A 15,986-nucleotide genomic window follows, 5' to 3' on the forward strand; every position below is an offset into this window, starting at 1 on the left:
TTATTCCCGAGTGCTGGAGGCTCTGACCTTTAGCCGGCCGGCCAGCATCACGTGCGTCGCCGCATCTTCCTGATTACACAGATACTCCACCGCCAGTCGCCCTAATTCGCTGTAGGGCAGCTGAATACTGGTGAGCGGCGGGGTGAGTTGTTCCGATATTTTCTGATCGTCGTATCCCGCCAGCAGGATATCCTGCGGTAGCCGGACGCCGTTGACCGCCAGCGCCTGATAGCAGCCGATCGCCAGCCAGTCGCTGGCGCAGAATATGGCGTCCGGGCGATCCTGCTGCTCCAGTAGAGAGCAGGTGGCGGTGAAGGACTCGCTGAACTGCCAGTTGGTCCGTCGCACCAGGCGCTCATCGTACGCCTGTCCGGCCTGCTCCAGCGCCGCCTGATACCCCGCCAGCCGCTGGCGGGTTGCCTCCATCCAGCTTTCACCGGTGATGTGCGCAATGCGCGTCGCGCCCATGGAGATCAGATGACGGGTCACCTGAAACGCGTTGGCGTAGTCGTCGGGAACAAACGAAGGCAGCAGCGGCGAATCCGGGTCGCGCTGGTTGAGCAGGACCAGCGGCAGGCGGGTGCAGTCCTGAAAATCGGTCATATCTACAAGCGTGGTCACCGGGGAGGCGAGAATAATGCCGATACAGTTACGCTGTTCCAGCTGACGAATAATATTAATCGCCAGCTCGACGTCGTCGCCGTAGTCATAGACGGTCAGCAGCACTTCATTGCGCCAGGCCGCTTCCCGCGCCTGGCTGATGGCGTCGATAAAGGGATCGTAGCTTTGCAGGGTGCTGACCAGCAGCGCCACTTCTTCCTGATTTCGCGGGGCGTGAATCGCCGGAAGGCGGTCGTAGCCGAGCTCGGTCGCGACGGCGATCACCCGCTGACGGGTCTCCTCGCTCAGCTTGATATTCCGGGACTGATTAAGGACCAACGATACCGTTGCCTGTGACACACCCGCCGTACGGGCGATATCGTTCATTGTGACTTTGTTTTTCCGCTTCATCATCCCTCTCCCCTTGAGAAACCGCATTATACCTTAACGACCCGGCACATAGGCAGACTAAAGCGCTGCCGTTGACCTTTCCTGCGGCTCATCGGGCACGGTTTGTGACCCTCATCGCTTTTAGCAGCCACAGGAGTATTTTCGCCACCGAGGGCCGGCAGTGGCAAATTGCGCCGGTAGCGCTTGAAGTAATCGTCTTCGAGGAAAATAATGGCCTATTCACATTGAGGTGGGAGAGTACGATGGTCATCAATATTCGCGAGCTGCAGCCGCAGGACAAGTTGCAGTGGCTAGGGTTGTGGGAGGGCTACACCTGTTTTTACGGCAGCCCGCAGCCTGACGATGTGACGCAATACACCTGGCAACGCCTGCTGGACGGCGCATCTCCGGTTATCGGCCGGGCGGCGGTCGTCGACGGCCGGGTGGTTGGCTTCGCTATTTGCGTCCTTCACGAAGGAACATGGGTGAAAACGCCCGTTTGCTATCTGGAAGATCTGTTCGTTGACCCGGCAATGCGCGGACGCGGAGTCGCCAGAGCGCTGGTGCAGGCGCTGCATGCGGAAGGGAAAGCGAAAGGGTGGTCGCGCCTCTACTGGCATACGCGTGCTGATAATCCCGCCCGTAAGCTGTATGATGAGTTCACCCCGGCGGATGAGTATGTCCGCTATCGGGTAATGCTCTAAGCCGCCAGCGATAAGCAGTTGTTAAGATTTTCCCTGTCTAATAGCGGAAAACGACTCAGGAGAATCAAAAATGGAAAAACGCATCGAGACGACCGTTAATTTGATCATCTTTCTTTCACTGCTGGCTACCGCCTGGGATCTCTCCCTGGTGCACCATCTCCCCTGGTAAATCCGGCAGTACGGCGCCCGCTGCGGCGCCGTTAGTTAGCCCTCAACCTGTCCCGCCAGCATCTCACCGCGGCTAAAGCTCCAGTCGTCGGTATGATTAAACTGAATCACCACCATCACGTCATCGGGGGCAATGCCGAGCTCTGCCTGCAGCCGGTCGCACAGTCGTCGATAGAGGCGCTTTTTCTGCTGCGCGCTGCGCGGCTTGCCGGCAAAAATATGAAACAGCACAAAGTCTGCGCTGCGCCCACCGCTGAGGTAGTGCGGATCGACGATGCGCCGGGCGTCGGGCAGAACGTCGATAAACTGAAATTTATCCGCCACGGGGACCGCAAACTCGTCCACCAGAGTTTGATGAAATAGCGCGGAAAGCCGCGCAGTCCACTCATCGTCATAGCCGGCACGAATCGTTATTCGGGTCAAAGGCATGCTGAATCCTCCGGCGGTATGCAGGAGAGCGCGGTGACGGCCGCGGGCCAGCCGGCATAAAAGGCCAGGTGGGTGAAGACCTCGGTTATTTCAGCGCGGGTCAGGCCGTTGCTCGCCGCGAAATCAATATGCCACGGCAGCTGTTTTTCTCTGCCCAGCGCCGTCAGGGCGGCAAGGGTGATCAGGCTTCTCTCTCGCGGCGACAGCTCGCTGCGGGCCCAGATATCGCCGAAAAGCACCTCTTCGGTCAGCTGGGCGAGCTTCGGCGCGATCCCGGCCAGGTTATTGCGGTTAGGTGATGCCATCGTTCATATCTCCGGTTGTCATAAGAGGATGAACAGAGAGTGGCACAGGGAAATACTTCTTAATATCGCAACATTTTTGATAATCAATCCTGAAAATCGGGATGATTGGCGATGCAGGCCGGGCGACATTGCGCGCGCCCGGCAGACGCTATCAGCCAGCGGCCCGGCGTCGGGCGACGATAAACAGGCGAGGGAACAGCAGTAGTACTTTCCCGTTACACTGTAACGGATAGTGTTCCTGCAGCAGCGTCAGATAGCGGTTGAGAAAGGCGTCGCGCTGGCTGTCGTCGAGGCGCTGCAGGTAAGGACGCAGCCCCGTCGACTGCAGCCAGTCAATAATCGCCTGATGAGAATCGAGCTGATGGTAATAGGTGGTGCGCCAGATATCGACCTCGCAGCCGCTGGCCGTCAGGATGTCGTAGTACTGCCGGGCGGTGGGAAGCGGGTGGCGTCCGCTCTCCGGATGCCCAAGCTCCTGAGCGACCTGACGCATCAAAGTATGTGACGGCTCCTGCCAGTTATCCGGCATCTGCACCGCCAGAATGCCGTTATCCGCCAGCTGCGCAACGAGCTGCGGGAACAGCGTCTGGTGGTCGGTAAGCCACTGCAGGGAGGCGTTGGCGTAAATCACATCCGCCGCACGCTCGGGCCGGTACTCGCGGATATCGGCGGTGACGAAATGACACGCCGGCAGCGCCCGGGAGGCCTCTTCCAGCATCGCCGGCGAATTATCCACGCCGATCACCGTCGCTGTGGGCCAGGCATGATGCAGCAGCGCGGTACTGTTCCCCGGCCCGCAGCCAAGGTCCACGGCGAGGGTAACGGGATGGTGGACGATACGGGCGAGCAGTTCGGCTGCGGGGCGCGTACGCTCGGCGCCGAACTGTAGGTATAACGAGGGATTCCAGTCTGCCATTGATGACTCCGGGTTAGATAAACTCGTTCATCAGCATAGATGGCATTGACCGTGGGTAAAATGATTTTACCCATTTTTATGCTTTACGTGACACCGTCACGTAAAGCGGCGGCGGGTGAAAGCCTTACGTGCGTTCGCCGGCTTAATCGGCGTCCTTTAGCGACTCCGCGCGTTTAGCGGTGGCATAGACAAAATCCAGCATCGGCTCAAGATCGGTATCGTATCCGGCCTGGATTATTTTCCCCCGCAGCCACTCAATCTCGCTGGTAATATCCGGGTGGAAAATATTGTTGTCCTGCGCTTTACGCAGCCATTTCAGCAGGAAGTTATTTTTTCCTCTGATCCCGCCCGCTTTCTTAGATTTTCCGTGTATTTTCAGCGCGATTAATATGCAGTAATAGAAATGAACCCGCTGATTAAAACTTTGATGCATGTATGTATTTCCCGCCAGACTCAGGAATTCACCGTCGAGGTCAGTGATTCGGATTGGCCATGATAACGGGCACGGATCGTTTATTATTCGATCTCTGATATCTCACCCGTATCGCCAGTACGCCCGTTGCCGGGCGTTGAGCGGATGGTGTCACGGATGCCGAATAACAGTCAATTCTTGATTACTTTTTTACCTTTTTCGGCGGGGCGGCCCGCCGAATACAATTCCTCAGGCCCGCCGCAAAGCGGCGCGTTGTTGCAGGTATACGCGGAATATCAAGATAAATGCCATCACCACAACCGCCGCCGCCAGCAGATAAATAGTTCCCAGGCTGTAATACCCGGCAACCCAGCCGGCAACGGGGCCGGTCAGGCCGAGAGCCAGATCGAGGAACGCCGAGTAGGTGCCCAGCGCAGTACCCTGGTTCTGCTCCTCAACCTGTTTCACCGCCTCGACGCCCAGCGCCGGGAAGACCAGCGAGAAACCGGAGCCGGTCAGGAACGCGCCGATCCCGGCCACCCACGCAGACGAAGCCTGCCAGATAATCAGCAGGCCGATGCACTCGATAACAAAGCAGGCCAGCGACACCGGCACGCCGCCGTAGCGGGTGATGGTGTTGCCGAGCACCAGACGAATGCAGATGAAACCGACGCTGAACAGCGACAGCGTAAACGCCGCGCCCTGCCAGTCGTGGGCGGAGAAGTAGAGGGTAATGAAGGTGGCTATCACCCCGAAGCCTACCGTCCCCAGCGCCAGCCCCAGGCCGTAGGGCCAGATTTTGCGCACCACCACGTGAAAGGGCGCGCGAACCCCGCCGCTAACGCTGACGTCCTGGCGCGTGCGGGCAAAAAGCAGCCCGATAAAGGCCACCGCCACCACCACCACGGCAAAACCGCTAATGCCAAAATAGCCGTTGAGCAGCACCCCCAGCGGGGCGCCAACCGCCATCGCTACGTAGGTGGCGACCCCGTTCCAGGAGATAACCCGGGAAGTATGGATCGCGCCGACGGTTTTAATTCCCCACAGCGTCGCCCCGGTGGCGGTAAAGCTCTCGCCCACGCCGAGGAAGATTCGGCCAACCAGCAGCGCGGCCACCGCCAGCAGCGGAACGGATTGCAGCAGCACCGCAGCCAGCGTAAAGACCCCGCTCAGCAGGCAGCAGACGATCCCGAGGCTGACGACTTTTTTCGGTCCCCAGATATCGGCGTAGCGCCCGGCGTGCGGCCGGCTGAGCAGGGTGGCGATGTACTGCAGACTGATCACCACGCCGGCAATAAAGGTGCTATAGCCGAGCTGATAGTGAATGTAGCCGGGTAAAACGGCGAGCGGCAGGCCGATCGACAGATAGCAAATGCAGGTAAAAACCACGATCGAAATGATGCGTAGGTTGAGCTGAGTCTGAGTGGCAGCAGGTGTCATAACGTCAGGTATTTAAAACAAAAGGGGGACTAGCATAGCGCAGACCCTGCGGCCAGCACGAGCCCAGGATGTGATTTCCGCACGTTTCACTTAAACCGCCGCAAGATGAAATTTATGCCGTTGCCGCTGCCGCCAAATTTCTCCAGAATCCACTCTTTCGGAGAAAGAAAATGTCCGTCACCGATTCCCTTCTTGCCTTTTCATTCGCTGCGCTGCTCCTGACGTTAACCCCGGGCCTCGATACCGCCCTCATTCTACGAACCTCCGCCGCGGAAGGCGGTAAAAAAGCCTTTCAGGCCGCGCTGGGTATCGACGCGGGATGCCTGATCTGGGGGGCGCTGGTCGCCCTGGGCTTAGGCGCGCTGCTGGCGGCATCGGAGCTGGCCTACAGCCTGTTAAAATGGTGCGGCGCCGCCTGGCTGTGCTGGCTGGGCCTGCAGCTGATCCTCCGGCCGCGTCGCGCCTTTGATGCCGGAACGGCGGCGCCCGCTGCCGGTAACTGGTTCTTAAGGGGGATGTTAGGCAACGTGCTGAACCCTAAAATGGGCGTCTTCTACGTCTCGTTTCTGCCGCAGTTTATCCCGAGCGGTCACTCCCCGGTGGTCTGGACCTTCCTGCTGGTCGGCATCCACGTGCTGCTGGGCACCCTGTGGTCCTTAACCCTGATTATGGCTACCCGCTATGCGTCGGGCCTGCTGAAGGCGCCGGGATTTATCCCGTGGATGGACCGGGCAACGGGCGGCGTATTTATGCTCTTCGCCGCGCGGCTGGCGCTCAGCAGCCGCCAGGCCATTTGCTGGTCTGATTGCCTGGGCAGCGGGGCCAATTCGCGGTATATATCTCATCTCGTATATCAACGTCCAGGAGGGAGTATGACAGCCGATTTAGCCGGAATTGAGGTGCTGTTCGTCGCCGGGTTTGGGCCCGTTACCCGCAGCGCCGAAAGCAGCCGATCGTTTTACGCCGAGGCGCTGGGTTTGCCTTTGAAGGCGATGGAGGGTAACCCCGACTACCTGCTCACGGAGCAGGACGCGCTGGCCGGGGTGAAGCACTTTGCGCTGTGGCCGCTGGAGCAGGCGGCGCAATCATGTTTTGGCGTTGACCGCTGGCCGGCGGATCTCCCGCAGCCCCAGGCCTGGATCGAGTTTGAGGTGCGCGATATTCAGGCGGCCAGCGACGGCCTGCTGGCGAAGGGTTACCGCCTGCTTATCGCCAACCGCGTGGAGCCGTGGGGGCAGACGGTGACGCGTCTGCTGAGTCCGGAAGGGCTGCTGACCGGCATCACCATCACGCCGTGGCTGCGCGGCGAGTAGATGCTTTCCGTCCTTGCCTCTGCTGCACGACGGCTTGCGCCGGCAGCGGAGGCGGGGCGTTTCCCACTTAATATCCTGCATATTTCGTTGACCGACGAAGCATTTCCCGGCGTTTTCCTCTAGTTTCCCGTTCTGACGATCCGCGGCGCCGATCCAACGCCGCTTGCCTGTCCGTCAATTTATAATCATACTAATTTGAGAATTTAAAATATAAATAATTCTCTATTTGAGATTAATTATTGAAAGGAGTGCGCAACGTGACTGAATACAGGCCAGAACTGAAGGCTTTCCTGCTGGCGCTGGCCGGTTCGGTGGTGCTGATCGTCGGGATGGGGTACGGGCGCTTTGCCTTTACCGGGATCCTGCCGCTGATGCTGGATGAGCATATTTTAACCCTGCGTGAAGGCAATCTCGCGGCCTCGGCGAACTACGCGGGCTATCTGCTGGGGGCGCTGATGCTGGCGAAGGCCAGGCCGGGCGATGCGAAGTGGTTAAACCTCGCGTCGGTACTCTTAACCCTGCTGTGTCTGGCGGCGCTCGGCTGGCTACGCTCGCCGCTGGCCATTATTGCGGTCAGGGGCGCTGCCGGCGTGCTGAGCGCGGTCACCCTGATCGCCGCCTCGCTGTGGCTGCTGCAGCATATGAAGCATCACAACGGCGCGCCGATCCTCTATTCGGGCGTCGGAATGGGCATTTTTCTCTCGGCGGAGTTTATTTCGCTCGCCAAAAGCCACGCCTTGACCAGCCAGCAGATCTGGCTGATCTGCGCCGCCAGCGCCGCGCTCCTGTTTTTGCTGGTCCTGCGCCTGCTGCTCAGCCCGTCGGACTACCTCGTGGACTGGAAACCGACGGTATCGGCTCAGGCAGCAGGTGCAGAAGGCCAGCGCGGAGAAGCATGGAAGCTATTGATTATCTACGGCTTAGCCGGATTCGGCTATATCATCACCGCGACCTATCTGCCGCTGTTTCTCTCCGGCTCGCTCACCGATATCGACCCGGTGCAGCTGTGGGCGCTGTTTGGCCTGGCGGCGGTTCCGTCCTGCTTTGTCTGGCACCGGCTGGCGCTTAAGCTCGGCTACCGGCGGGCGTTTACCCTCAACCTGATGGTGCAGGCGACCGGCGTGATCCTCCCCGCCTGGAGCCACTCCCTGGCGTTTTGCATGCTGAGCGCTCTGCTGGTTGGCTTCACCTTTATGGGCACCGTGACCCTGGCGCTGCCGGAAGGCAGGCGCCTGAATCACCTGGTGACGTTCAATATGATCGCCGCCATGACCGCCACTTACGGCATCGGGCAGATTATCGGCCCGCTGGCGGCCGGCGTTCTGCACGCGCTGACCGGCTCCTTCAACGCCGCTCTCGGCGCCGCGGGCGGGGCGCTGTTCGTGGCTGCCGTACTGGTGACGCTCGGCAAACCCGCCGGGCAAAGGCGGGAGCGCTAAATATCGGCCGCCAGCAGCAGCAGCTGGCGCATGGCATCCAGCGCCGGCGAAGCGTAGCCTTTGCGCCACACCAGCTGGGTTATCGCCGTGCCGACCGGCTGCGTCTCGCAGCCTTCGGGTAGCGTCATGAGCGCCAGCACGCTCTGCGGCACGATCCCGGCATATCCCCCCGAGGCAATGCAGGCAATCACGGCGTGATACGAGCCGATCTCCTGGACTTCAACGTTTTTCACGGCGGATAAAAATGCTTCCCCGCGCTGGCGATAGCTGCAGCCCTGGGCAAACGCCGCCAGCCTGAACGCTTCCTGTCCGGCAGGGGTTATCAATACCAGCTCCTCGGCAAAGAGAGGCAGATACTCCAGCGCCGCCGGACACTCCGGCTCGCCGCTGGCGTCCGGCGGCAGGCTCACCAGCGCGCAGTCGAGCGCAGCGCTCAGCACGTGTTCGACCAGCTGCCGGGTAGGCATGGTTTGCAGGGTGAGGGCGACCGCCGGGCACTGCTGATGAAAGCGCGGCAGAATTGAGGTTAAGCGGCTGGCGGCAGCGGCCTCCATCGCCCCCATCCGCAGGCTCCCGGCGGGCTGCGTCGGATGCAGCGCCTGCTTCGCCTCTTCGGCCAGGCTGAGGATCCGCAGCGTATAGTCAAGAAAGCGCTCCCCGGCGGCGGAGAGCAGCATCTTTTTATTACCGCGCACGAACAGCTCGACGTCGAGCTCCTCCTCAAGCTGCTGGATGCGCGTGGTGATGTTCGATTGCGCGCGTCCCAGCCTCTTAGCCGCCCGGGTGACGCTGTGCTCCTGGGCGACAATTTTAAAGATTTCCAGCGTGCTGTGGTTCATGTTTTTCTTCTAAATATGGAATTAATATTGATCTTAGCATCTCGAAAAGAGATGTTAAGCACTGAATATCACAAATCTACGCAGGATCAATCATGAGCAACCGCCTGTTGCAGCAGCTTGATATCGTTTATCCCATTATACAGGCCCCGATGGCCGGCGTGTCCACGCCCGAGCTGGCGGCGGCGGTCAGCAACGCCGGCGGCCTGGGCTCGCTGGGATTGGGCGCCTCTTCGGTTTCTCAGGCGCGGGCGCTGATCGACAAAACGCGGCGGCTCACCGACAGAGCGTTTAACGTGAACCTTTTTTGCCACCTTCCGGCACCCAGAGACGAGCAGGTTGAAGCCAGGTGGCTTGAGCGGCTGCGTCCGGCTTTTGCCCACGCGGGGAGCCAGCCGCCGGCGGCGTTGACGGAGATTTATCAAACTTTCCTCGGGCACGAGGCTATGCTTGAGCTGCTGCTCGAACTGGCGCCGCCTGTGGTCAGTTTTCACTTCGGCATTCCGTCCCGGGAGGTTATTCTCCGCCTGCAGGAGAGAGGCATCGTCACCATGGCCACCGCCACCAGCGTTGAGGAAGCCCGGCAGATCGAGGCGCAGGGAGTGGATATCGTGATTGCGCAGGGCTACGAGGCGGGCGGCCATCGCGGGATCTTTGACGAACGCGGTGACGACCAGCAGCTGAGCACCTTTACGCTGGTCCAGAGTCTGAAGCGAGCGGTGGGCCTGCCGATTATTGCCGCCGGCGGCATTATGGACGGCGCGGGAATTTGCTACGCCATGAGCCTCGGCGCCGAGGGCGCGCAGCTGGGGACCGCATTTCTGCTGTGCCCGGAATCGGCGGCTGACAGCGGCTATCGTCAGGCGATTAAAGCCGGTCCCGACCCGCAAACCGCACTCACCGCGGCCATTTCCGGCCGCCCGGCGCGCTGTATACACAACGGCTGGCGCGCGCTGGCGCACCAGGTTGCGGCCTCAGAGATCCCGGCCTATCCGCTGGCCTATGCTGCCGGTAAGGCGCTGGCGACGGCGGCTAAAGCGGGAGGGGACGAGCGCTACGGCGCCCACTGGGCGGGACAGGGCGTGGGCCTGATCCGCGAGCTGTCGGCGACGGAGCTGATGGAGACCTTAATTCACGAGTGCGGCTTGTGCCAGAGGCGAGAAAAAGAGCAGGAGAGATAAAGATAAAGGGCGGCGCCGTCAGGAGATCGCCCTTGATGAACCTAACGACGGTGCGCCAGGCGGCGAACCAGGCGGTCACCGGTCATCTGCACGCCCTGGACCATCGCCACCAGAATCAGTACCGTGCCCACCATCACCTCGTTATTAAAGCGCTGGTAGCCGTAGCGGATCGCCAGGTCGCCCAATCCGCCACCGCCGATCACCCCGGCCATCGACGAAAAGCCAATCAGCATAACGATAGTCAGCGTCACGCCGGCCAGCAGGGTCGGCAGCGCTTCCGGCAGCAGAGATTTAAATATCACGTGCCAGATGTTGCCGCCCATCGACAGAATCGCCTCAATCCGCCCGTAGTCCACCTCATCCAGCGCGTTTTCCGTCAGCCGGGCGAAGAAGGGAAAGGCGCCGATGGTTACCGGCACCACCGCGGCGGTGCTGCCGAGGGTGGTGCCGATAATCAGGCGGGTAAACGGGATCAGCGCAATCAGCAGCACAATAAACGGCAGCGAACGGCCGAAATTGATCGCCGCCCCCAGCAGCGCGTTGAGTTTTGGCATCGGCAGCAGGCCGTTTTTGCGCGAAATAAACAGGATAATCCCGGTCGGTAGCCCGAGCAGAACGGTAAAAAATGTCGCCAGGCCGACCATATAAAGGGTGTCCAGAGTGCCGTCAACCAGCAGCGGCCAGAGATCTTCCCAGCTCATGCTACTCCGCATAAAGGCCTCTCGTGAAAGCCGTGACGAGCGAGAAAGTCGCGCTCCGTTTGCGGGTCGTGGAGCAGCGACTGGCGCAGTTTTGACCACGGTGCCACCAGCAGATCGGCAATTTTTCCGCTTTCAACAATCTCTCCTTTTTCCAGCAGCGCGGCGTGATCGCACAGGGTTTTAACCACTTCCAGCTCGTGGGTGATCAGCACGATGGTCAGATGAAGACGCTGATTGATATCCGCCAGCAGCGCCAGCACCGAAGCGGTGGTTTCGGGGTCCAGCGCGCTGGTCGCTTCATCGCACAGCAGCACGTCGGGCCTCGCGGCCAGCGCGCGGGCGATCCCCACGCGCTGCTTCTGCCCACCCGAAAGCTGGGAGGGAAAGGCCTCGGCCTTATCGCTGAGCCCCACCAAATCGAGCAGTTCCTCTACCCGGGCCCGCCGGGCGGCCTTTGCCATCCCGGCTATTTCCAGCGGCACCGCAACGTTGTCGGCGACGCTGCGCGCATGGAGCAGATTAAAATGCTGGAAGATCATGCCGGTGCGCAGGCGATAGGCGCGCAGGGCCGATTTATCCATCTGCGTAATATCATGCCCGTTCACAATAATGCGGCCCGCAGTGGGCCGCTCCAGCAGATTCAGACAGCGTATCAGCGTACTTTTGCCCGCGCCGCTGCGCCCGAGGATGCCGTAAACGGCGCCCTTAGGGACATGCAGCGAGACATCGTTAAGCGCCGGTCGGCCCGTTCCGGCATAAGTTTTACTCAGCCCCAGCACCTCAATCATGACTGCGGCGCGACCGGTATCACCGAGCCGTTGTACTGTTTGCGGATAAATTCCGCCACCTGCGGCGACGTCAGATCCTTCGCCAGCTGCTTGATCCGCGGATCGTTGGCCAGGGACGGATTGGTGACGAGGATATTGGCGTAGGGGTTATGCGCCGCGCTTTCCAGACCCAGCGCATCTTTTGCCGGCGTCAGGCCCGCTTCCAGCGCATAGTTGCCGTTAATCACCGCCAGGTCGACGTCGTCGAGCGAGCGGGGGATTTGCGGGGATTCAATTTCAAGAATTTTGAGATGCTTAGGGTTCTCCACAATATCCTTCGGCGTTGCCAGGGTGGTGGCCGGGTCGGTAAATTTCGCCGCCAGCTTAATCAGCCCCTGACTTTGCAGCAGGAACAGCGCCCGGCTCAGGTTGGTGGTGTTATTCGGCACCGCAACGGTGGCATTTTCCGGCAGGGATTTGAAATCTTTGTGTTTGCGCGAGTAAATACCCAGCGGTTCAATATGCACCGTCGCCGCCACGGTAAAGGTTTTACCCAGCGCTTTTTCCTGATCTTTCAGATAGGGAACGTGCTGGAAATAGTTGGCATCCACGTCGCCGTTAGCCAGCAGCTCGTTGGCGTTCACGCCGCTGGTGAGCTCAACGATCTTCAGATCGAGGCTCGGATCGATTTTCTTGATGTAATTCAATATCTCGGCATGTGGTACCGGGTCAGCGGCGACGCGCAGCGCGGCGGCCTGCGCCGAGGTCCATGCCAGAGAAAGAGACAGTGCTACCCCTGCCAGTTTGAAAGCGGCATTTTTCATGGTGTTTTCCTTTATTGTTATGTTTAAACGATCAGTTGTTCGGCGCGTTCGCGAAACACATCCTGGTAGTAGCGTTCGGCAACGTCCGGATGCGAGCGCAGGCGCCCCTTCAGATAGTTCCAGCCCACCTCCCGCAGCAGCGGATTCTGCGGATCGCTATCCGGCCCGAGCGCCTCCTGCGCCAGTTCAGGCGGCAGGGTGTAGACCGGAACCACGGCGTCCAGCTGCGCGCCGAGGAAGAAGGCGATAGAGAGGCGCTGCTGGTCCGCCGGCGGCGAAACGACGCGATGCACCGTCGCACGCAGATAGCCATTGGTCGCTAGCTCAAGAAGTTCGCCAATATTGACCACAAAGCTGCCGGCCAGCGGGGTTGCATCGATCCAGCGGCCGGGCGCGACTTCAACCTGCAGCCCTTTTTGTTCATCCTGGAGTAAAAAGCTGAGGAACCCGGAGTCCTTATGCGCGCCAACGCCCTGGGTGCTTTGCGTCTCCTGCTGGCCGGGGTAGCGGATCAGTTTGATATGCTCGTTAGGCTGCTGGCCGTAGAGGGTATCAAAGGCGTCATTGGGTAAATTCAAGGCTTCGGCAAAGGCGCGCAGCACGGTAATACCCACCTGCGTCATCGCGCTTTGCCAGCGCAGTAGCGTTGGTTTCAGCTCAGGCAGCGCGTCCGGCCACAGGTTAGGTCCCTGCAGGCGCTGCCAGCGCGGCGCATCGTCGCCGAGGATCAGAGCAGGGCGCTCGGCGCCAATATCGAACTGTTCGCGCCAGTCCGGCTGCCCGCGGGTCAATTCCGACGCGGCGCGGTTATAGCCGCGAAAGTGCGGGGAGTGGATCATGGCGACCGGCTGCTTTTGCGCATCGGCCAGCGAAAAGAAGCGGCGGGAGAGCTGCTGCACGCTGTGCTGCAGTTGGTCATCCACTCCGTGATTGATCAGGTAAAAGAAGCCGATATCGCGCGCGGCATGGCGCAGGTCGGTGAGAAAAGCGGATTTCTCAGCGGGATCTGCGTAGCGGGCAAGATCGAGAATCGGCAGGGTGGTTGCGTTCATTGTGTTCTCCGAAGGCGGTATGCGTATATTTTCGGGTGTTCAGATTCAGGGTTCGGGGACAACAACAGCGCATAATCATTTCCTCAGTCAGGCGGTCAAACACAGCTTGCCCTAAGCGAAAATAATCAACCAATAACCTTCTTTTCTAATTTATGTCCGTCGGGGGTTCAGTGCTTTTGCGAATAGTAGATAAGGGCGATAGCGCGCTAAGTCCGCCTCGCGAGTTGCGCGGGGCGAAAGGAGTCAGTATGGTGTGCGCAATTTCTCAGGTATTTCAGGACAGGACATTATGCAGCCTTCAAAAGATCCCCTCCACGGCGTCACGCTTGAGGCGTTACTCAACGCACTGGTGGCGAAATATGGCTGGGCGGAGCTGGCAAAGCGTATCAATATTAACTGCTTTAAGAGCGATCCCAGCGTCAAATCCAGCCTGAAGTTTTTACGCCGGACGCCCTGGGCGCGCAAGGAAGTGGAAGAACTCTATATTGATAGCCTGGAAGATAGTGCCGATGAGCGGGAGGATATGCCGACCGACGGCCCGTGGGCAAACTGGCAAAGTAAGAAAGAACAGCAGTAGCCTGCCGCCGTTCCCGCCCTGCACTGAGGGGGAACGGCGCGATCTCAGACCAGCTTATTCCAGCCCGGCAGCCTATTCGCTTTGCGGCGTATAAAATGGTGGCCGGCATCCAGCAGGCCATAAATCAGCCCCATCTGCAGGCAGTTACGCAGAATTTGCGGCCACTCATCGGGTACGCTGCGCCAGTTCAGGAGCAGCATAATCGGGATGATGAGCAGGCTAAAGCCCGCAGCGGAAAGCAGGAAGTTGCTCCAGAACGGGTTGAATACCGGCGGCGGGACCTTCCAGCCGGCTTTCCATAACAGGCGGTATAGCGGGGGAACGTACTCACTTCGCCTCATATTTCGCTCAGCCATGAGCGCGAAGGCGCGGCTTTTTTTCTCATCAAAGTTCATTGTTATTCCTGCTGATAGACGACGTCTGCCTGCCTGCGCATCTGCCGCCACTTCACGGTGTGATAAATAAAATAGCCGGCGGCTAAAGGCAGCGTCAGCGGCATGACGATAAAAAGATATAGCGCGCCAATTCGGTAGCCATCAATAACCTCAAACACGCGCGCTGAGGTCAGGTGGAGCAGCGTATCGTCAGCCCCTTTTTTGGCAAAGGGATACAGCAAAATAGAGACCCAGCCGAGCGCAATAAACGGCCAGCTGACGTTATCGTATAAGCCGTAAATAAAAAACCCGAAGAACAGCGCGCCACACGCCAGCTTGCCGATAAACTCCGGACGCTTAATAAAAAGCAGCGCCGGATGCGCGATGTGGACCTTACTCTGCCGCGGCCTGCGGCTTCCCGTTTTCCGCGATCGGCGGCGGCTGTTTTTTCTGCTCACTTCCTGTTAATTATCCTGCTTAGCCGGGATGCAATAGCGCATACGCCATAGTGATATTTAGCGGCGAATTGAGCAAATATAATTCAGCCGCGCTGCCAAAAAAGGCGGGCGGATATTCTGCCTATATCTCTTCGCCAGGTGAAATAGCGCGCAGGGCGCCCGGCGCCTTGCCGGTAATACGCTTAAACGCGCGGCTAAATGCGGCATGGGAGCTGTAGCCCAGCTTAAAGGCCACCTTCTCCAGGGCCTGGCCCTCATGGGAGATGTACTGAACCGCCAGCCGCATGCGTAATTCGGTCAGATAGCGCGCGGGCGTCGTGCCGGTCGCCGCCAGAAAGCGCTCGGCAAATACCGAACGCGAAGTTCCGGCCTCGCGGGCTAAATCCTCAACCTTCCAGTTCACCCCGGGCTGCTGATGCATCACGTAGATAGCTCTCGCCAGCTTCGGGTCGCGCAGCACCTGCACCCAGCCGGTGGCGTTGCCGCAGCCGCACTCAACCCAGCCGCGAACGATCAGCGCCGCCACCACGTCCGCCAGCCGCGCGAGGATCCCCGCATAGCCCGCCTGGCGGGTGAGGGTTTCTCGCTCCATCGCCGCCAGCAGAGGCTGGATCTCCGGGCGGGTATTCAGCAGGCTGCTGACCATCATCACCTCCGGCATCGCCTTGACCAGCGGCTGCATCCCGCCGAGCTCAAAATCCATACAGCCGCTGAAAATAATGGCGTTGTCCTGCGCCGGCTGCGGGCCCTCGTTTTTGATGCAGCACACCGTACTGCACACCGGCTCGGTAGGCAGCTGCTGTACGTTGACGATCTGCGCCCCGACGTCGGACATCAGCGCGTGGCCGTCGCCGTTGGGGATAAACAGCGCATCGCCGCTCTCGAGAGCCAGCTGCTGGCCGCTGGCCATGCGCAGCACAACCGGGCCGCGGCTGATGAAGTGAAACTGCGCCTTGCCTGGCACATAGCTGAAGGCTACCCCGAACGGGCGGCCGGACTCAATGCGCCGGTAGTTGACGCCTGAAAGACGCATGCCGCGCAGCAGTTCGCTGGTGAGATCGATGGCCTGATGGGTCATAACGCTATTCCCGGACGAATAA

Annotated in this window: 19 protein-coding genes and 1 pseudogene; 6 read left to right on the forward strand and 14 right to left on the reverse strand. The window is 59.9% G+C overall.

From position 1 onward, the window contains the following. Positions 1-1,011 (reverse strand): LacI family DNA-binding transcriptional regulator, encoded by a 1,011-nt coding sequence (locus M2416_RS09675; RefSeq protein WP_076947568.1) that lies wholly within the window; start codon positions 1,009-1,011, stop codon positions 1-3. 242 nt (positions 1,012-1,253) lie between these two features. On the opposite strand from M2416_RS09675, the gene M2416_RS09680 reads away from it, so the two are divergent. Next, entirely contained in the window at positions 1,254-1,694 is a 441-nt protein-coding gene (locus tag M2416_RS09680) for a GNAT family N-acetyltransferase (protein WP_076947511.1), read from the forward strand. A 204-nt stretch (positions 1,695-1,898) separates the two neighbouring features. Here the strand turns inward: M2416_RS09680 and M2416_RS09685 are convergent, their stop codons facing one another. From M2416_RS09685 to M2416_RS09705, 5 genes are all read right to left on the reverse strand, one after another. Beyond that, entirely contained in the window at positions 1,899-2,291 is a 393-nt protein-coding gene (locus M2416_RS09685; RefSeq protein WP_076947512.1) for a tautomerase family protein, read from the reverse strand. After that, positions 2,282-2,596, reverse strand: a complete 315-nt coding sequence (locus M2416_RS09690) for a carboxymuconolactone decarboxylase family protein (protein ID WP_041145623.1) — start codon at positions 2,594-2,596, stop codon at positions 2,282-2,284. The genes M2416_RS09685 and M2416_RS09690 overlap by 10 nt, the downstream gene beginning before the upstream one ends. 151 nt (positions 2,597-2,747) lie before the next feature. Beyond that, a complete protein-coding gene (tam, locus tag M2416_RS09695) occupies positions 2,748-3,512 on the reverse strand; it encodes a trans-aconitate 2-methyltransferase (protein ID WP_259223563.1) in 765 nt (254 codons plus the stop codon). 142 nt (positions 3,513-3,654) lie between these two features. After that, positions 3,655-3,945 (reverse strand): hypothetical protein, encoded by a 291-nt coding sequence (locus M2416_RS09700; RefSeq protein WP_041145621.1) that lies wholly within the window; start codon positions 3,943-3,945, stop codon positions 3,655-3,657. Between the two features lie 228 nt (positions 3,946-4,173). Beyond that, entirely contained in the window at positions 4,174-5,364 is a 1,191-nt protein-coding gene (locus M2416_RS09705) for an MFS transporter (RefSeq protein ID WP_076947514.1), read from the reverse strand. 170 nt (positions 5,365-5,534) lie between these two features. Between M2416_RS09705 and M2416_RS09710 the strand changes: the two are divergent. The 3 genes and pseudogenes from M2416_RS09710 to M2416_RS09720 form a co-directional block, all read left to right on the forward strand. Beyond that, positions 5,535-6,149, forward strand: a pseudogene (locus M2416_RS09710) (LysE family translocator); the annotation flags it as partial. Between the two features lie 87 nt (positions 6,150-6,236). Then, a complete protein-coding gene (locus tag M2416_RS09715) occupies positions 6,237-6,677 on the forward strand; it encodes a VOC family protein (RefSeq protein ID WP_259223977.1) in 441 nt (146 codons plus the stop codon). A 257-nt stretch (positions 6,678-6,934) separates the two neighbouring features. Further along, positions 6,935-8,116 carry a YbfB/YjiJ family MFS transporter gene (locus M2416_RS09720; protein ID WP_374761787.1) on the forward strand — a complete coding sequence of 394 codons (1,182 nt, stop codon included), beginning with the start codon at positions 6,935-6,937 and terminating at the stop codon, positions 8,114-8,116. On the opposite strand, the gene M2416_RS09725 is transcribed toward M2416_RS09720, so the two are convergent. Further along, the gene (locus M2416_RS09725) at positions 8,113-8,955 is read right to left on the reverse strand and encodes a LysR family transcriptional regulator (protein ID WP_259223565.1); all 843 of its coding nucleotides are present in this window, start codon (positions 8,953-8,955) and stop codon (positions 8,113-8,115) included. The two genes, M2416_RS09720 and M2416_RS09725, sit on opposite strands and share 4 nt — an antisense overlap. Before the next feature lie 92 nt (positions 8,956-9,047). On the opposite strand from M2416_RS09725, the gene M2416_RS09730 reads away from it, so the two are divergent. Beyond that, positions 9,048-10,133 carry an NAD(P)H-dependent flavin oxidoreductase gene (locus tag M2416_RS09730; RefSeq protein WP_259223566.1) on the forward strand — a complete coding sequence of 362 codons (1,086 nt, stop codon included), beginning with the start codon at positions 9,048-9,050 and terminating at the stop codon, positions 10,131-10,133. A 41-nt stretch (positions 10,134-10,174) separates the two neighbouring features. On the opposite strand, the gene M2416_RS09735 is transcribed toward M2416_RS09730, so the two are convergent. Genes M2416_RS09735 through M2416_RS09750 form a run of 4 tightly spaced genes read right to left on the reverse strand, consistent with a single transcriptional unit; the run spans position 10,175 to position 13,477 of the window. Continuing rightward, positions 10,175-10,834: a methionine ABC transporter permease gene (locus tag M2416_RS09735; RefSeq protein WP_166793729.1), complete on the reverse strand. Its 660-nt coding sequence runs from the start codon at positions 10,832-10,834 to the stop codon at positions 10,175-10,177. Next, the gene (locus M2416_RS09740; RefSeq protein WP_259223568.1) at positions 10,831-11,622 is read right to left on the reverse strand and encodes a methionine ABC transporter ATP-binding protein; all 792 of its coding nucleotides are present in this window, start codon (positions 11,620-11,622) and stop codon (positions 10,831-10,833) included. The genes M2416_RS09735 and M2416_RS09740 overlap by 4 nt, the downstream gene beginning before the upstream one ends. Next, the gene (locus M2416_RS09745; protein WP_041145614.1) at positions 11,619-12,425 is read right to left on the reverse strand and encodes a MetQ/NlpA family ABC transporter substrate-binding protein; all 807 of its coding nucleotides are present in this window, start codon (positions 12,423-12,425) and stop codon (positions 11,619-11,621) included. Before M2416_RS09745 ends, M2416_RS09740 begins: the two co-directional genes overlap by 4 nt. A gap of 23 nt (positions 12,426-12,448) precedes the next feature. Further along, complete coding sequence (locus tag M2416_RS09750; RefSeq protein ID WP_076947519.1) at positions 12,449-13,477, reverse strand: isopenicillin N synthase family dioxygenase; 1,029 nt, start codon at positions 13,475-13,477, stop codon at positions 12,449-12,451. Between the two features lie 289 nt (positions 13,478-13,766). Between M2416_RS09750 and M2416_RS09755 the strand changes: the two genes are divergently transcribed. Then, a complete protein-coding gene (locus M2416_RS09755; RefSeq protein ID WP_259223571.1) occupies positions 13,767-14,054 on the forward strand; it encodes a VF530 family protein in 288 nt (95 codons plus the stop codon). Between the two features lie 44 nt (positions 14,055-14,098). Here M2416_RS09755 and M2416_RS09760 read toward each other — a convergent pair whose 3' ends face one another. The 3 genes from M2416_RS09760 to M2416_RS09770 form a co-directional block, all read right to left on the reverse strand. Next, entirely contained in the window at positions 14,099-14,449 is a 351-nt protein-coding gene (locus M2416_RS09760; protein ID WP_045858188.1) for a DUF6404 family protein, read from the reverse strand. 2 nt (positions 14,450-14,451) lie between these two features. Further along, on the reverse strand, positions 14,452-14,886 hold the full coding sequence (locus M2416_RS09765; RefSeq protein WP_259223572.1) for a hypothetical protein: 435 nt from the start codon (positions 14,884-14,886) through the stop codon (positions 14,452-14,454). A gap of 121 nt (positions 14,887-15,007) precedes the next feature. Further along, positions 15,008-15,964: an AraC family transcriptional regulator gene (locus M2416_RS09770; RefSeq protein WP_041145611.1), complete on the reverse strand. Its 957-nt coding sequence runs from the start codon at positions 15,962-15,964 to the stop codon at positions 15,008-15,010. Between the last annotated feature and the right edge of the window lie 22 nt (positions 15,965-15,986).

The sequence above is a fragment of the Klebsiella sp. BIGb0132 genome (genome assembly GCF_024810075.1).
Classification (GTDB): domain Bacteria; phylum Pseudomonadota; class Gammaproteobacteria; order Enterobacterales; family Enterobacteriaceae; genus Klebsiella; species Klebsiella terrigena.

Coding starts and splice junctions, on each gene's coding strand:
- M2416_RS09675 (WP_076947568.1), bottom strand. CDS start 1,011: ATGAAGCGGAAAAACAAAGTCACAATGAACGATATCGCCCGTACGGCG.
- M2416_RS09680 (WP_076947511.1), top strand. CDS start 1,254: ATGGTCATCAATATTCGCGAGCTGCAGCCGCAGGACAAGTTGCAGTGG.
- M2416_RS09685 (WP_076947512.1), bottom strand. CDS start 2,291: ATGCCTTTGACCCGAATAACGATTCGTGCCGGCTATGACGATGAGTGG.
- M2416_RS09690 (WP_041145623.1), bottom strand. CDS start 2,596: ATGGCATCACCTAACCGCAATAACCTGGCCGGGATCGCGCCGAAGCTC.
- tam (WP_259223563.1), bottom strand. CDS start 3,512: ATGGCAGACTGGAATCCCTCGTTATACCTACAGTTCGGCGCCGAGCGT.
- M2416_RS09700 (WP_041145621.1), bottom strand. CDS start 3,945: ATGCATCAAAGTTTTAATCAGCGGGTTCATTTCTATTACTGCATATTA.
- M2416_RS09705 (WP_076947514.1), bottom strand. CDS start 5,364: ATGACACCTGCTGCCACTCAGACTCAGCTCAACCTACGCATCATTTCG.
- M2416_RS09715 (WP_259223977.1), top strand. CDS start 6,237: ATGACAGCCGATTTAGCCGGAATTGAGGTGCTGTTCGTCGCCGGGTTT.
- M2416_RS09725 (WP_259223565.1), bottom strand. CDS start 8,955: ATGAACCACAGCACGCTGGAAATCTTTAAAATTGTCGCCCAGGAGCAC.
- M2416_RS09730 (WP_259223566.1), top strand. CDS start 9,048: ATGAGCAACCGCCTGTTGCAGCAGCTTGATATCGTTTATCCCATTATA.
- M2416_RS09735 (WP_166793729.1), bottom strand. CDS start 10,834: ATGAGCTGGGAAGATCTCTGGCCGCTGCTGGTTGACGGCACTCTGGAC.
- M2416_RS09740 (WP_259223568.1), bottom strand. CDS start 11,622: ATGATTGAGGTGCTGGGGCTGAGTAAAACTTATGCCGGAACGGGCCGA.
- M2416_RS09745 (WP_041145614.1), bottom strand. CDS start 12,425: ATGAAAAATGCCGCTTTCAAACTGGCAGGGGTAGCACTGTCTCTTTCT.
- M2416_RS09750 (WP_076947519.1), bottom strand. CDS start 13,477: ATGAACGCAACCACCCTGCCGATTCTCGATCTTGCCCGCTACGCAGAT.
- M2416_RS09755 (WP_259223571.1), top strand. CDS start 13,767: ATGCAGCCTTCAAAAGATCCCCTCCACGGCGTCACGCTTGAGGCGTTA.
- M2416_RS09760 (WP_045858188.1), bottom strand. CDS start 14,449: ATGAACTTTGATGAGAAAAAAAGCCGCGCCTTCGCGCTCATGGCTGAG.
- M2416_RS09770 (WP_041145611.1), bottom strand. CDS start 15,964: ATGACCCATCAGGCCATCGATCTCACCAGCGAACTGCTGCGCGGCATG.